A 13,286-nucleotide genomic window follows, 5' to 3' on the forward strand; every position below is an offset into this window, starting at 1 on the left:
ACCATAGCCCATGTCGTTGAGAGGCCTGAGCCGCCGTTATTCCGCGGCGGCACGCCCAGCGGAAAGTTCCGCCAGAGATTTTTCGAGCACGTCCATGCCTTCGTCGATCAGCGTGTCCTCGGCGGTCAGCGGGACGAGGATGCGGATCGTATTGGCATAGACACCACAGGACAAAAGCAGCAGGCCATTCTCAAGCGAGCGGGCGCAAAGCGCTTTCGCGGCATCGGCGTCCGGCTCGTTGCTGCCCCGCGACTTCACCAGCTCGAAGGCGATCATCGCACCTAGCCCCCGAACATCGCCAATCGCGAGAACATCGTTCCGCTCGGCGATGCGCTTGATCCGCGCGGTCATCCGCTTGCCGATCTCGGTACTGCGCTGAAGCAGCTTGCCCTTCTCGATGGCTTCGAGAACGCCGAGGGCGGCCGCGCAGCCGATAGGGCTGCCGCCATAGGTGCCACCAAGACCGCCGGGCTCCGGTGCGTCCATGATGTGGGCTTTGCCGATTACGCCCGCGAGCGGGAACCCGCCGGCGAGGCTTTTCGCGGTGGTGATCAGGTCAGGCTCGACCCCGGAATGCTCAACAGCGAACAGCTTCCCGGTACGGCCGAACCCTGTCTGGATCTCATCGATGATCAGGACAATACCGTGGGTGTCGCAAATTGCGCGTAGCCGCTCGAGAAGTTCCTTCGGCGCGATGTAGAAGCCGCCTTCGCCCTGGATCGGTTCGATGATGATCGCAGCGACGCGTCCCGGGTCGACATCTGCCTTGAAGAGCCGTTCCATGGCCTCGAACGTATCGTCGATGGTGACCCCGTGCATCGGCATCGGGAACGGCAGGTGATAGATTTCGCCCGGGAACGGGCCAAAGCCCTTCTTGTAGGGAATGACCTTGCCGGTCAGGCCCATTGTCATATGCGTGCGGCCGTGGAAACCGCCGCTGAAAGCAATGACGCCCGGACGCCCGGTATGGGCACGGGCGATCTTGACCGCGTTCTCGACCGCTTCGGCGCCAGTCGTCACGAAAAGGGTCTTCTTGGGTGTCTTGCCGGGGGCGAGCTCGTTGAGACGCTCCGCCAGTTCGACATATGCCGCGTAAGGGACAACCTGGTAGGCCGTATGGGTAAAGCGGTCCAGCTGTTCATTGACCCGGTCCATCACGATCGGATTGCGATGCCCGGTGTTCAGGACGGCGATGCCGCCGGCGAAATCGATGAAGCGACGACCTTCAACGTCCCAGAGTTCGGCGTTGTCGGCACGATCGGCATAGACCGCCGTGGCGACGCCCACGCCGCGTGGCGTGGCTGCCTGACGACGATCGTCAAGAGACTTGTTGGTGGTCATGGTCCTTCTCCAATGAACAAAGTCGATAGAGGACACTGCCCGACAACCGGTTTCGACCCGGCTGCCGGACGGCGCCATTAATCAGGCGGCGTTGCTTGCCGTCCCGGAGACTGCGGCGTGGCGTGACATTGCCTGCTCGATCGTCGGGGTCACGCTATCCGCGCGCGGCTCGTGCACGGAAAACCCGGATATAGAGGCGATTGACGGTTCGGCATCATCCGTTTCCGGGATCACGGCACTCGGTGCAATGCGGCGCGAAACGCTCCAGGCATGCCCGAACGGATCCAGGAACTTGCCGTAACGCTCGCCCCACGGTGCGTCCGCCAACGGCACGAGAATGCCGGCGCCCAGAGCTACGGCGCGTTCCCAGACCTCGTCGGTGTTGGGAAGATAGAGATGCATACCGACCGCCGTGCCACCGAAGCCAGCCGGCGAGAGAATGCCGAAAGCTGGCATTTCGTCCATCACGCGAACGATGGAATTCCCGATTTTCAGCTCGGCCTGCAGAACGGTCTGCGAATCCTCAGCATAGAGCCGTGACAGTACCGAAGCACCGAAGAGCTCCTCGTAATAGGAAAGGGCGGCTTCCGCATCCCTCACGACCAGTTGCGGTGTGACGGTCCGGTAGCCTTTCGGAGTGGGGGCGACTTTCCGAGTCATGTGATTACGTCCTGCTTGTTTGAAGGGGGTGGGTGCTGTTCCGGGCGGCGCGATGGTCGCTGCTTTCAGCGCTCGCAGCGAAGGTCCACGGAAATAATCCGTGGCGTCGAGCCGGATCACCATTTATCATGATGTACACCATGATGAATGATGTGCTCAGATTCGATGGAAGTCAACACTATGATGCAAGATGTGGCGCTGGGCGTGACAACGACGATCACGCAGGCAGATATCCCGTTCCTTCGTGCCGCGGGGCGTTTGGGTGAATATGCCGTTGTCTACCGTGCATACCGTCAGCAACAGGGCGGGGGGTTTGGCGACCAGGAAAAGCACCCGTATGCGTGGGGTGTGCTGGCTTACGTCGATACCGAACTTGCGCGCGTATACAGCGCCCGTGGCTTGCCGAGGGAATGGACGGATCTCACACGGCTCGAGAAATGGATGCGTGAGCAAGGATTCTGGTATTGGTGGATGAGGAATGACCTTGAGCCGCTCTCTGCTGACACAACGGAGGAAGAAGCCGAGTTCACCGAAGAGCGGCCGGCAGTCCTGCCGGACGTGCGCGATCCGGCCAGCTATGACGGGGCGCTCGTAGCATCGACCGAAGCGGCCGAGACGATCTCTTCCCCTGCAAGTGAGATTTCTGTACCCGCGGGGCAATACGCTCAGATTCGCGAGTCCTCGGACTGATCCGACACGAAGCATACGTTCCGGTGTTTTCAGGTGAAGTTTTGCTAGGGGGATACTGCCTGGCAGATGACTGTCGTCGTGATGTAGGTAGCTGACATGAAAGTATGGGCGCATCAGACATATCGGGGCCAATGCGTCTCCAATCCTTGAGTTTTGCGAACATGTTCTCAATTTTGTGTGCGCTGACGATAGAGCGTGGTGTCGTACGGGATCGGGAATTTGCGGTTTGTCTTAGGTGGTATGGAGGCGACGATGTCGCGGTCGGCCAACCCCGCGCGGAACCAGTCGGCATCATAGCCCATGTCACCGAGCAAGGTTTTGGCGCTAAGGGTCGATAATCATCTGGCCGCACTTGCCGCCCTCGTCGGAAAAGGCCGCGAAGATCTTGTTGAACACGCCAAGGCGGCTCCCGCGGATGATCCGGTTGTAGATCGCCTTGTGCGGGCCATACATGGCCGGCGCTCTTGGTCCAGCCATTTAACCCAGGCATATTGGCGCGTCGACAAGTGAGGGCTCATACGGAGTCGGCTGATGAAGAGATAGTCGTCAGGACTGGTCTATCCATGCGGCCAATGCGTTCCGGGTTGTCCTGTCATCTCGAACTGGACCGGACGTGAGACCCTCTATTGAACGACTGTCGTGCGCTAGAGAATACGGCCGTCGGAAAAAATATCATGCGCCCCGCATCGACTGTCCGCTTCCCACCCGGCAGGGCCTGACGGCCTATTCGGCCGCCAGCACCTGGAGAGGTCACTCCGGGTTTGACACCGCAGACCAGCTTCTCACGATTTCGGACGGCGGGCGCTGAAGAAGCCGGACGGGAATCAGCCGCGCTTAACGAGATTTTACACTGCATTCCCGACGGATTTCCCGTCGCGGGCCGTTCTTGTTCCAAGACACCGTTTCCGGGATCGGAATTTCCCATGACCACGCACGCCATCTTGCCTCCCCACCTTCTCGGCCCCCGCCTTCTGCTGCTACGCATTGCCGCCGGCCTGATCGGCATGCTGATCGCCTTCGCCGCCGGCGAGGCCCTGTCCGCCTCCTGGAAAAATCCGGACAGGCATGATCGCGGCAATTACCCCGACAGCTATTGCCGGACCTATTACAAGAACAAGAATGTGCACCATCGCGGGTCGGGGCATTACGAGATCGTGCGCGGCAAATGCCACTGGGTCACGTCCCGGAAGCAAACGCGCACCGTCTATAAGGTCGTGCCCGTATACCCGGCAACACCCCCGAAAGTGATCCGGGTGCCGGCCTATGTGCCCGTGCCTGTCCCCACTCCGACACCAGTCACGACAGCCCATTGCCGCGAGTATCAGGACACGATCAGCATCGGCGGTTCTGCGGTTCCGGCCTATGGCACGGCCTGCCTTCAGCCTGACGGCGCATGGCAGCAGCAGGCAGGCAAGACACCCGCGTCGGGCGATTATTGCCGGGAGTTCCGGCGCAGCGTCGCGGTCGGCAATGGCAACCGGCAACAGGTCGGCACAGCCTGCCTGCGGCCCGGCGATGTCTGGGAGATCGTCGCGGTTCACTGATCTGGTCGGGAAGCACCGCCGGAAAGGCACCCGTTCCGGCCGTGCCCTTCCCCAAGCGCGGGAAAAGGGTCTAGGCTTTCTCCCGACAGGCTGCCCCTCGGGGTGGCCTGACACAGGGAGGAACGCTGGTGATCAGTAAAGAAGCAGCCGAACAGGCTGCCTACGAGATCATGTTCAAGGCCGGGATCGATATTCCGGAGGATTATCTCGCAGGCATCAAGGGGATGGCCGCGGCCGAGGACGGGGATCTTTCCTCCTTCGTGCTGGAAGCCATGCTGGAAAATTACCAGGCCGCGTCGGAAGACCGCCGGCCGATGTGCGCCGATACCGGCGTGCCGCGCTATTACGTGAAGGCGGGGAACGAGGCGAAGATCGAGGGCGGTTTTATCGCGCTTGAACAGGCGCTGCGCTCCGCCACCGCCCGGGCCACGCACGACATTCCGCTCCGCCCGAACCGGGTGCATCCGCTCTGGCGGACGGACCACAACAACAATATCGGCATCAACGCGCCCGAAATCGAATACAGCTTCGAGCCGGACGCGGACTGGGTCGACATCACCACCGTGCACAAGGGCGGGCTGTTCGGCACCGATTACCGGATGCTGTTTCCGGGCGACGGGATCGACGGCATCAAGCGCTTCTTCCTCGACGGCATGATCGCTTTCGGCAAACGGGGCCTGGCCTGTCAGCCCGCGATTGTCGGCATCGGGCTTGGCGGCTCGAAGGATACCTGCATGGTGCTCGGCAAACAGGCCGCCTGCCTGCGCATTGTCGGCGACCGCAACCCGGACCCCGAAATCGCCGCGCTGGAGCTGGAGCTGATGGAGCTCGGCAATTCCATCGGCATGGGCGCCATGGGTTTCGTCGGCAAGAGCATGGTGGTCGATTGCCATATCGAGGCCGGCTTCACGCATACAGGCGGCATGCCGATGAGCCTGCACGCCTTCTGCCTCTCCTCGCGCCGCGCCACAATGCGGCTTCATGCCGACGGACGGGCGGAATTCCGCACCGATCCAAACTGGTTCACCCCCTATATGCGACGGGAGACGGTCTCATGGGAAAAGCCCCAGAGCGCAAGACAGTCCGCCTGAAGACACCCGTCACGGACGAGGCACTGGCCGCGCTGGAACTCGGCGACGTGGTCTATCTCGACGGGCTGATCTATACGGCCCGCGAGGGCGTCTACAAAAAGATCCTGGCAGATGGCGCCGCCCCGCCGGCCCCCTTCGCGGAGCTCGGCAACGTCAATTTCCACTGCTCCCCCGCCGCCGTGCAGCAGGAGGACGGCAGCCTGCACGTCAGCGCCGTCACCGCGACGGCCAGCTTCCGGTTCTCGAAATGGATGAAGGACTGGTTCAAGGCCTCCGGCGCCAAGATGGTGATCGGCAAGGGCGGCATGTCGGAAGAGGATTACAAAACCCTCTTCGTCCCCGCCGGCGCGGTCTACCTGACCACAGTCGGCTACGGCACCGGCGCCCTGCTCGGGCGCGGGATCAGACAGGTGAAGGCGGCGCACTGGCTCGACGAGCTCGGCATCGCCCAGGCCATGTGGGTGCTGGAAGTGGAAAAATTCGGCCCGCTGCTGGTCGAAAGCGACCATGCCGGGAACTCGCTGTTCGAACGGAACAACCGCGAGATCAATGCCGGGATCGACAAGCTCTATGAGGGGCTGAAGAAGCCGTCATTGCAAAGGTTCGGAGAGACGGATGATCGAGAGCAGGAGTTGATTTAGAGGGCTGGCACTACCGATTACCGAGGAACAGTCCCTTCATGGAAAACTAAATCCGTTTCCGGCAAACTCCCAAGAGATACCGGACTCAAATGTGCATATTTTCGATTTAGGTTTTGCTGTTTGCGGCTGCAATCGCGACAAGGTTCCTAGGCTTAATCCGGCTGATTCGCAATGCCTTCAATCCTTCTTCCGCCTCTGCACGACGATTTAGTTCTTCTAATACCTCTAAAGCCCACTTCTTTTCTGACTCGAGGTCATTATCCAGCAAATTGGCATCGTATCGACCTTCTAATGAATACTTAATGTATCGCCAGTTCTCATGCGCCGACCCTAGCCAGGCATCAACAAATTCTCGCGGAGGAACTCCATGCAACAAGGGAATCCTAGAATACGGGTTTGGCCCATTATTGGTCGGTGATACAGCTTCAAAAAATGCCTTGCCGTCCTCCTTAATCAACTTAACGAGGCCGCCTAATATTTTGGGAAGCTCCTTCCGAAAAGCTTTCTCTTGAGCTAAAATTAAATGTTTACGGACTCTATTAAAAGCTTCCCTACCTTCGTCTGAAACCCAATAAATAAACCCACCGTACGATTCATAAAATTCCTCTTGCCAACGCCAGTCAACATCACGAGGCGGCATAGAGGATCTTATCAACAAATCATCAATATAAACTTTACAATCCGCTTCAATCTTTTTTGAATTTGACTTGATAACACCGATCTCAGCCATCCTTAAACGCAAACAACACATATGAAGAATTTCACCGGGCACTGTAATTTCTCTATTTTTGAATTGATTCTCAATTTTATTGATAGCATCTTCCACAACATCATCAGCTAATTCATCAAAGTTATAGATAACTTTCCACGCAGGAACTTCACTAAGCTTCATAAAGTAATGGGAGTTATCAATAGAATTTCGAATTTCTTCTTTCTGATAACTACCTTCTATCAACATCGAAATCAGAACCTCATCGCTGAGGATTCCTCCTTCGAGGTCGATAGATGAGTACTTTTCATCGGCTTCAACTATGGGGGGTTTCCGCAACTCATCACCAGACTTGTTGCGGCTGCTCATCATAAAGCTGACGCTAGATCCTTGACGATTGCAGAGATCGTCTTTCGACAAATTTGCAGAGCGGACTTCTGCAGCGAAAGCTGAAAAACTCTGTACGAGCTCATCCATAGCCGCCGAATGCGCCCGCTGGTTCTGCGTCAACGCACCGAACAAACGGACGACATCCTCAACTATATGCCGCAATACGCGAAGAGATTTCACACCAGAAGATAAAAATACATTTCTTATACTACATTTGTGACAGTCAACGAATTTTCTTTCTACTGCATTATCAATTTGACTAATAAATTTTTCTAACGCCATATCTATATTTGGTTGAGCATGAATAGTTTGACCAAATATTTTTTCTTTCATTTCTCCAAATTTTTCAGTTATTTTTCTATCGTGAGCAATTACAATAACTCTAAATCCAAGCTGCTCAACATAATTATTTATTCCACCCAACAAATTTTTTAGCTCAATATCACTTCTTTCCAAATCGTCAAATACAATCGTTTTATTTGGTTTAAGGTTTCTTTTGAATATCGCATTAAATATACTTGGAGTCCCCCCCGCCAATGCCCATGGACCTTGCATACTTGCAATAACATTACTAGTTTCTTGGATAATTTTTCCTATTTTATCTGTCTTTGGTGCGCTGGCCGCAAAAACTTCTGCATGCAATTGGTCAACTGTTTGCACTCCAAATAAACTGACATAAAGCATTTTTTCTTCTGGAATACATTGCTTAACTTGAAAAGTTTTTCCAACCCCCCATTCTCCGGTCACTAAAACAGCATAACCGGGCGCTTTAAGAGTCAAATAGTAACCCAAATACTCCTCAAGGTGCGTAGCCATTACAAATCTTACTCATACCTGTTCCTAACATGGGTATTTATAATCTTCGAATTAAGGGGACACACGACTTAATTGCTCGGCGAAAGCTTAACGTGTCCAAACCCTCCCCGTCATCCCCATGAAAATGGGGATGACGGTGGCGGGGATGCGCCGGGGTGGCGGCGATGGGTTTGCTATTGGCTTCAGAGTGGAGGCGCCGTTTCCCCCCAGGAATTAAGGGGACACACACCCTAATTGCTCACCGCAAGCGTATCGCGTGCAAACCCATCGCCGTTTCCCCCCAGCCGCCTCCCTGCCGCGCCCCCTGCCGCGCCGCTGTGCCACCGCTGCAAAAGCGGCTTCCCGGTCTCCGTTCGCGAGGCTAATCTTCCAACAATCAAATGCACTGCGTCTCACGGCGCACCGCCCCTTCTTCCGGGAGCTATCGGATGAAATCAGCTTCTCTGCCGGCTCTCGTATTCTGCCTGTTCCTGCTCGCCCCGCCCCCGGCAAAAGCGGAGCCGTGCGCCGCCTGTGCCGGTCTCGACGGGTTCGTGCCGCCGGATACGATTGACGCGGATCTCTACCTGATGGTCGGCAAGGCCAAGCGCAGCGACAAGGTCCGCAGCGTCGAGATCCAGGAGGCGCGCGGTGTGGTCAAGACCGGGCTGAAACCGGCCTTCCCCGGTGAGCTCAGCTGTCCCGGGATCGATACCGAGGGGTGGGCGATCAATTATACCGGCAAGCGCCCGTGGCCGGCCCGGCACAAGGGCGTCGATATCCCGCAGCCGCGCGGCACGCCGATCCGTGCCATCGCCGACGGCACGGTGATCGCGGTGTTCGAGAATGACGGCAATCGCAAGGGCATCGAGATCGCCCTGCGCCACACGCCGGAGCAGACCGGGCTGCCGTTCTGGACCTATTCGCAATACACCCACCTGACCGAAATGCCGGCGCTCGCCATCGGCGATGCCGTGCGTATGGGCGCGGAGATCGGGAAAACCGGCAATTCGGGCAAGATGGGCCGGAACATCCGGCGCGACGCACTGCATTTCGCCGTGCTGTTCAGCGAAGCGCCGTCCTGGAGCAATGACGGAAGGGTGTTCGTGCCCGCCGACGGCTTCTTCATGGACCCGGTCGCCTTCTACCGGACCGAGGGGCCGTATGTTTCGGCAGAGCTCGCCCAACTGCCGTCATCGGACAAATCCGTGCCGGTGGCGTATCTGAAGACGGACGGCACCGTGGTGCCGGCCGATGCCAGGCGGATCTGGCCATATCCCTGTAAATAGCGGGGCAAATAGCGGGAGGCCAGGCCCTACAACCCCTTCAGCAGCTCCGCGATATCGACCGTCCGGGCCTCCGCTGCCGCGCGTTTGACGGCGAGGATCACGGCGAGCGTTCTGGCGGCGTCCGCCGCGTCGATGACCGGCGGCTCGCTCCCGGCGATCACCTGCAGGAAATGGGCGAGCTGGTTGTCGTAGGTCTGGGTGCCGTCGAGGGGCAGGGTCTCGCGGGTGAGGTCGGCCTGCCAGTCGCCGCCGTCCGGCCCGTGGTGCCAGTATTCCATTGTCGGCACTTCCAGCGCGCCGTCGCGGCCGCCGATGAAGAGGTAGTTTTCCGGCTGATGCGGGAAGTAGAGCGCCTGCCCGGAGGTGCGCTCCCAGCTATAGGGGGAGGCGACGGCGTCCGTGATGGTGAAGCTGCCGAGCACGCCGCTGTCGAATTCGAAGGACACGCTGGCGGTGTCCTCGACAGCGAGGTCGCGCACGCCGTTCGAGACAAAGGCGCTGACCCGGCGAATCTCGCCGAGGATGAAGCGCAGGCAGTCGACATCGTGGATCAGGTTGATCAGCAGTGTGCCGCCGCCCGGCTCGCGCCGCCAGGCAACGTCGAAATAGCGGTCGGGCTTGTCCATCCAGGCCATGCCGCTCACCGTCACGATCCGGCCGAGCCTGCCGCTTTGGACGACATGGCGGGCTTCCCTTATGTCCGGGCTGTGCCGGCGGTGATGACCGACGAGGATAGGGACGCCCGCAGCCTCGCTCGCCCGGGCTATCTCGAATGCATCGGGCAGGTCGGCCGCGACCGGTTTTTCCACCAGACTCGGGATACCGCGCTCGATACAGGCGAAGGCGGCGGATTTATGCAGGCCGGTCGGCAAGGCTACGATCGCCCCGTCCGGCCGGACCGCATCCAGCATGGTCTCGAGGTCGCCGAAATGCGGCACGCCGAGGCTCTCCGCAAATTCCCGCGCTTCAGGCGCCGGGTCGGCAATGCCCGCGATCTCCGCGCAGGGATGGCCGGCGAGCAGCTTGCAATGCTCCCGGCCGATCAGCCCCGCACCGGCAACCGCGATCCTGAATGTCTGCATCGGCTTCCCTTATCCGTCGTCATCCCCATGCAAATGGGGACCCAGGGATGGCGGACTGCGCTCCACGCTCCCTGGGTCCCCACTTTCGCGGGAATGACGGCCGAGAAAGCGGGAGGAAGAGCGAATCGCGCGGGATGCGAGGGTGTTAGCCCTGCAGGGCCTTGTCCCAGATCGTCTTGCGCCACGGGGTCACGATAACGGCTTCGAACACGCCGTTCAGGGCGAACGGATCGTTTTTCGCGAAATCTTCCGCCACGGCGCGGTCCTCGGTGTCGAGGATCAACAGGCTGCCGTCCATGGCCTCGTCAGGGCCGCCGAGGGTGGCGCCGCCGGCGATGATCAGGTCCATCTTGGACTTCAGATACTCGACATGGGCCGGGCGGTGTTCGACGCGCTTGTCGAGGGCGCCGGGCTTGTCCCGGGCGATGATGGCGTAAGGCATGTGATGCTCCCTTGTGCGTGTGTGTTGGTTGTTTTGTCAGTGTTAGAGGCGGCGGATTATTCCCCGCCGTTGCCGTTCTTTGCCTGCTCCAGACGGAACGGGTGGGCCGGATAGGTGCCGAGGATCTTGACCGCGCCTTTCGGGCAGAAGAATTGCAATTCCTCCAGCGCCAGCTTCAGCGATGTCTCTTCGGGATGGCCCTCGGCATCGACATAGAACTGCGCCGCCGAGAAGCTGCCATCGACCAGATAGGATTCCAGCTTGGTCAGGTTGATGCCGTTGGTGGCGAAGCCGCCGAGCGCCTTGTAGAGCGCGGCGGGCACACTGCGGACCCGGAAGATGGCGGTGGTGACGCACGGGCCGTTCCCGGCCGGCGGCACGACGCCCTCGCGGGCCATGAGCAGGAAGCGGGTGGTGTTGTGCTCCGCGTCCTCCACGCCTTCGCGCAGGATCTCCAGACCATAGATCTCGGCGGCCAGCTTCGGGCCGATGGCGGCGATGGTCTTGTCGCCCAGCTCGGCGATGGAGCGGGCGGCGCCGGCTGTGTCGGAATGCTGCACCGGGCGGGCGCCGAGTTCGGCCATCAGCAGCCTCGACTGGGCCAGCGCGTGGACGTGGGAGCGGATCTCCTTCACGTCCGAAATCTGCGTGCCGGGCACGCCGAGCAGCATGGCGTTGATGCGCTGATAATGCTCGCCGATGATATAGAGGCCGGATTCCGGCAGCAGGTGATGGATGTCGGCGACGCGGCCGGCGACGGAATTCTCAACCGGCACCATGGCGCACAGCGCCTCACCGCTCTTCACCGCGTCCAGCATGTCCTCAAAGCTCGAACAGGGCAGCGGCTCCAGGTCGGGGCGGACGGCCTGACAGGCCATGTGGGAGTTGGCGCCTAGTTCGCCCTGGAAGGCGATTTTCTGCTTTTGCTCGGACACGGGTCGGGAACTTTCGGGTTCAGGATTGTTCAAGAATTTTGCGGGCTTTTTCCAAGTCCGCCGGAGTATCGACACCGAGCGGAACCGTGTCAACGCGGGCCACGTCGATCCGCATGCCAGCTTCCAGCGGCCGGAGCTGCTCCAGCTTCTCGCGCAGCTCCAGCGCCGACGGCGGCAGCTTCACGAAGCGCTCCAGCGCGGCCCGGCGATAGGCATAGAGCCCGATGAAGTGAAACAGCGGGCCCGGCCCGTGCGGCACCGTGGCGCGGCTGAAATAGAGCGCCCGGCCCCGGCTGCCATCCACCTCCCAGGCGACGACAGGCTTGGTCACGCTCGGATTGGTGATGTCATCCTCGTCCACGATAAGCGCCGCCGGCGCGCCGATATCGACCTCGGCCCGGTCCAGCATGGCCAGCGCGGCCCGCGGCACGGCCGGGTCGAGCACCGGCAGATCGCCCTGGATATTGACGATGGCATCGTGTTTGCCATCGGGGTCGAGCGTGCACAGCGCCTCCCAGATCCGGTCGGAGCCGGAGGGATGGTCCGGGTCGGTCAACACCGCCTCGCCGCCATGATCGCGGACGGCATCGGCGATCTCCTGCTCGGCGCAGGCCACGGCAACCCGGCCAAGATCGGCCTCTTCCGCCCGGCGCACCACATGCACGATCATCGGCAGGCCGCCGATATCGGCGAGCGGCTTGTCCGGCAGCCGCTCCGATTTCATACGGGCGGGGATCAGGACGATGGGATTGGAGGGTGTCGCGTTCGCGGGCATGTCGGTCTCACTCTTCTTCTTTCCGTTCCCGGCCAGGCGCCCCATACTGCCATTTATTGCGGCGAAATGTCGCGCGGCCAGGCCGCCCTGTCTGCACGCAGAGTCATGTCCGGACTTGCGTCTTAGAGGGCGGAACCTTATAGGAAACTGTTAAAGGGCTGTCGCCTGCCTAATTTGGCGAAACAGTCCACATGTGAGATAGCTGGGCCGCGCGGAGCCTTTCCGGGCACCAAAGCGGCGGGAAACAAAGGCGGGACGAGGTTCGGCATGTCATCTTCTCTGGAATTCAACAAGCTGGCCGCGGGCGTTTTGTGTGGCGGATTGCTGCTGATGGGCGTCGGCAAGCTTGCCGGTGTGCTGGTGCACCCCGAAACTCTCGAAACGAACGCCTATACGGTCGAAGTTGCCGAAGGCGCCGCTACTGCCGCCGCACCGACCGGGCCCGCCCCGATCGAGCCAATCCTCGGTCTTCTTGCCAGCGCCGATCCGGCTAAAGGGCTCAAGATCGCCAAGAAGTGCGCGGCCTGCCACAGCTTCGACAAGGGCGGCCCGAACAAGGTTGGCCCGAACCTCTTCAATGTCGTGATAGCCGCCAAGGGTCACGTTGACGGCTTCGCCTATTCCGAGGCGCTCCTGACGTCCGGCGAGACCGACAAATGGTCCTACACATCGCTGAACCATTTCCTGCTGAAGCCGAAAGATTATGCCCCGGGCACGAAGATGAACTTCGCTGGGATCAAGAAAACCGAAGACCGGGCGCATCTCGTCGCTTACTTGCGGTCAATGGCCGATACGCCGGCGGCGCTGCCGACGGTTGAAGAAATTCAGGCCGCACAGGACGCTTTCAACGCAGCTTCCGGCGGCTGATCGCCGATCAGATTTCTGGATCAAGCCGGGCCCCG

14 protein-coding genes are annotated in these 13,286 nt (G+C 59.9%); 6 read left to right on the forward strand and 8 right to left on the reverse strand.

The window, feature by feature from the left end; translation table 11 throughout:
- Positions 1 to 36 precede the first annotated feature (36 nt).
- Positions 37 to 1,341 carry a 4-aminobutyrate--2-oxoglutarate transaminase gene (gabT, locus tag VOI22_RS16910; RefSeq protein ID WP_323797628.1) on the reverse strand — a complete coding sequence of 435 codons (1,305 nt, stop codon included), beginning with the start codon at positions 1,339 to 1,341 and terminating at the stop codon, positions 37 to 39.
- An 81-nt stretch (positions 1,342 to 1,422) separates the two neighbouring features.
- Entirely contained in the window at positions 1,423 to 2,001 is a 579-nt protein-coding gene (locus tag VOI22_RS16915; protein WP_323797629.1) for a VOC family protein, read from the reverse strand.
- 180 nt (positions 2,002 to 2,181) lie between these two features.
- Here VOI22_RS16915 and VOI22_RS16920 point away from each other — a divergent pair, with 180 nt between their 5' ends.
- A complete protein-coding gene (locus VOI22_RS16920) occupies positions 2,182 to 2,691 on the forward strand; it encodes a hypothetical protein (RefSeq protein WP_323797630.1) in 510 nt (169 codons plus the stop codon).
- A gap of 324 nt (positions 2,692 to 3,015) precedes the next feature.
- On the opposite strand, the gene VOI22_RS16925 is transcribed toward VOI22_RS16920, so the two are convergent.
- A complete protein-coding gene (locus tag VOI22_RS16925; protein WP_323797631.1) occupies positions 3,016 to 3,168 on the reverse strand; it encodes a hypothetical protein in 153 nt (50 codons plus the stop codon).
- A gap of 446 nt (positions 3,169 to 3,614) precedes the next feature.
- Here VOI22_RS16925 and VOI22_RS16930 point away from each other — a divergent pair, with 446 nt between their 5' ends.
- The 3 genes from VOI22_RS16930 to VOI22_RS16940 all read left to right on the forward strand — a co-directional run bounded on the left by VOI22_RS16930 (position 3,615) and on the right by VOI22_RS16940 (position 5,967).
- Entirely contained in the window at positions 3,615 to 4,235 is a 621-nt protein-coding gene (locus VOI22_RS16930) for a hypothetical protein (RefSeq protein ID WP_323797632.1), read from the forward strand.
- 128 nt (positions 4,236 to 4,363) lie between these two features.
- Positions 4,364 to 5,326, forward strand: coding sequence for a fumarate hydratase (locus VOI22_RS16935; RefSeq protein WP_323797633.1), 963 nt, complete (start codon positions 4,364 to 4,366; stop codon positions 5,324 to 5,326).
- Positions 5,290 to 5,967, forward strand: coding sequence for a fumarate hydratase C-terminal domain-containing protein (locus VOI22_RS16940; protein WP_323797634.1), 678 nt, complete (start codon positions 5,290 to 5,292; stop codon positions 5,965 to 5,967). The genes VOI22_RS16935 and VOI22_RS16940 overlap by 37 nt, the downstream gene beginning before the upstream one ends.
- A gap of 106 nt (positions 5,968 to 6,073) precedes the next feature.
- Here the strand turns inward: VOI22_RS16940 and VOI22_RS16945 are convergent, their stop codons facing one another.
- On the reverse strand, positions 6,074 to 7,882 hold the full coding sequence (locus tag VOI22_RS16945) for a P-loop NTPase fold protein (protein ID WP_323797635.1): 1,809 nt from the start codon (positions 7,880 to 7,882) through the stop codon (positions 6,074 to 6,076).
- Between the two features lie 428 nt (positions 7,883 to 8,310).
- On the opposite strand from VOI22_RS16945, the gene VOI22_RS16950 reads away from it, so the two are divergent.
- Positions 8,311 to 9,150: a M23 family metallopeptidase gene (locus VOI22_RS16950; protein ID WP_323797636.1), complete on the forward strand. Its 840-nt coding sequence runs from the start codon at positions 8,311 to 8,313 to the stop codon at positions 9,148 to 9,150.
- 26 nt (positions 9,151 to 9,176) lie between these two features.
- On the opposite strand, the gene VOI22_RS16955 is transcribed toward VOI22_RS16950, so the two are convergent.
- The 4 genes from VOI22_RS16955 to VOI22_RS16970 form a co-directional block, all read right to left on the reverse strand.
- On the reverse strand, positions 9,177 to 10,232 hold the full coding sequence (locus VOI22_RS16955) for a Gfo/Idh/MocA family oxidoreductase (RefSeq protein ID WP_323797637.1): 1,056 nt from the start codon (positions 10,230 to 10,232) through the stop codon (positions 9,177 to 9,179).
- 145 nt (positions 10,233 to 10,377) lie between these two features.
- Positions 10,378 to 10,674 carry a YciI family protein gene (locus VOI22_RS16960; RefSeq protein WP_323797638.1) on the reverse strand — a complete coding sequence of 99 codons (297 nt, stop codon included), beginning with the start codon at positions 10,672 to 10,674 and terminating at the stop codon, positions 10,378 to 10,380.
- A gap of 56 nt (positions 10,675 to 10,730) precedes the next feature.
- Positions 10,731 to 11,609, reverse strand: a complete 879-nt coding sequence (locus tag VOI22_RS16965; protein WP_323797639.1) for a prephenate dehydratase — start codon at positions 11,607 to 11,609, stop codon at positions 10,731 to 10,733.
- A gap of 19 nt (positions 11,610 to 11,628) precedes the next feature.
- The gene (locus VOI22_RS16970) at positions 11,629 to 12,384 is read right to left on the reverse strand and encodes a 3-deoxy-manno-octulosonate cytidylyltransferase (protein ID WP_323797640.1); all 756 of its coding nucleotides are present in this window, start codon (positions 12,382 to 12,384) and stop codon (positions 11,629 to 11,631) included.
- Positions 12,385 to 12,651: 267 nt separating this feature from the next.
- On the opposite strand from VOI22_RS16970, the gene VOI22_RS16975 reads away from it, so the two are divergent.
- Positions 12,652 to 13,251, forward strand: coding sequence for a cytochrome c family protein (locus VOI22_RS16975; RefSeq protein WP_323797641.1), 600 nt, complete (start codon positions 12,652 to 12,654; stop codon positions 13,249 to 13,251).
- Positions 13,252 to 13,286 lie beyond the last annotated feature (35 nt).

Source organism: Nisaea sp. (assembly GCF_034670185.1).
Classification (GTDB): domain Bacteria; phylum Pseudomonadota; class Alphaproteobacteria; order Thalassobaculales; family Thalassobaculaceae; genus Nisaea.

Bases quoted from the DNA above. Each gene is read 5' to 3' on its own strand.
- VOI22_RS16925 (WP_323797631.1), bottom strand. From the start codon at position 3,168: ATGGCTGGACCAAGAGCGCCGGCCATGTATGGCCCGCACAAGGCGATC.
- VOI22_RS16960 (WP_323797638.1), bottom strand. From the start codon at position 10,674: ATGCCTTACGCCATCATCGCCCGGGACAAGCCCGGCGCCCTCGACAAG.
- VOI22_RS16975 (WP_323797641.1), top strand. From the start codon at position 12,652: ATGTCATCTTCTCTGGAATTCAACAAGCTGGCCGCGGGCGTTTTGTGT.
- gabT (WP_323797628.1), bottom strand. From the start codon at position 1,341: ATGACCACCAACAAGTCTCTTGACGATCGTCGTCAGGCAGCCACGCCA.
- VOI22_RS16920 (WP_323797630.1), top strand. From the start codon at position 2,182: ATGATGCAAGATGTGGCGCTGGGCGTGACAACGACGATCACGCAGGCA.
- VOI22_RS16970 (WP_323797640.1), bottom strand. From the start codon at position 12,384: ATGCCCGCGAACGCGACACCCTCCAATCCCATCGTCCTGATCCCCGCC.
- VOI22_RS16940 (WP_323797634.1), top strand. From the start codon at position 5,290: ATGGGAAAAGCCCCAGAGCGCAAGACAGTCCGCCTGAAGACACCCGTC.
- VOI22_RS16930 (WP_323797632.1), top strand. From the start codon at position 3,615: ATGACCACGCACGCCATCTTGCCTCCCCACCTTCTCGGCCCCCGCCTT.
- VOI22_RS16950 (WP_323797636.1), top strand. From the start codon at position 8,311: ATGAAATCAGCTTCTCTGCCGGCTCTCGTATTCTGCCTGTTCCTGCTC.
- VOI22_RS16915 (WP_323797629.1), bottom strand. From the start codon at position 2,001: ATGACTCGGAAAGTCGCCCCCACTCCGAAAGGCTACCGGACCGTCACA.
- VOI22_RS16945 (WP_323797635.1), bottom strand. From the start codon at position 7,882: ATGGCTACGCACCTTGAGGAGTATTTGGGTTACTATTTGACTCTTAAA.
- VOI22_RS16955 (WP_323797637.1), bottom strand. From the start codon at position 10,232: ATGCAGACATTCAGGATCGCGGTTGCCGGTGCGGGGCTGATCGGCCGG.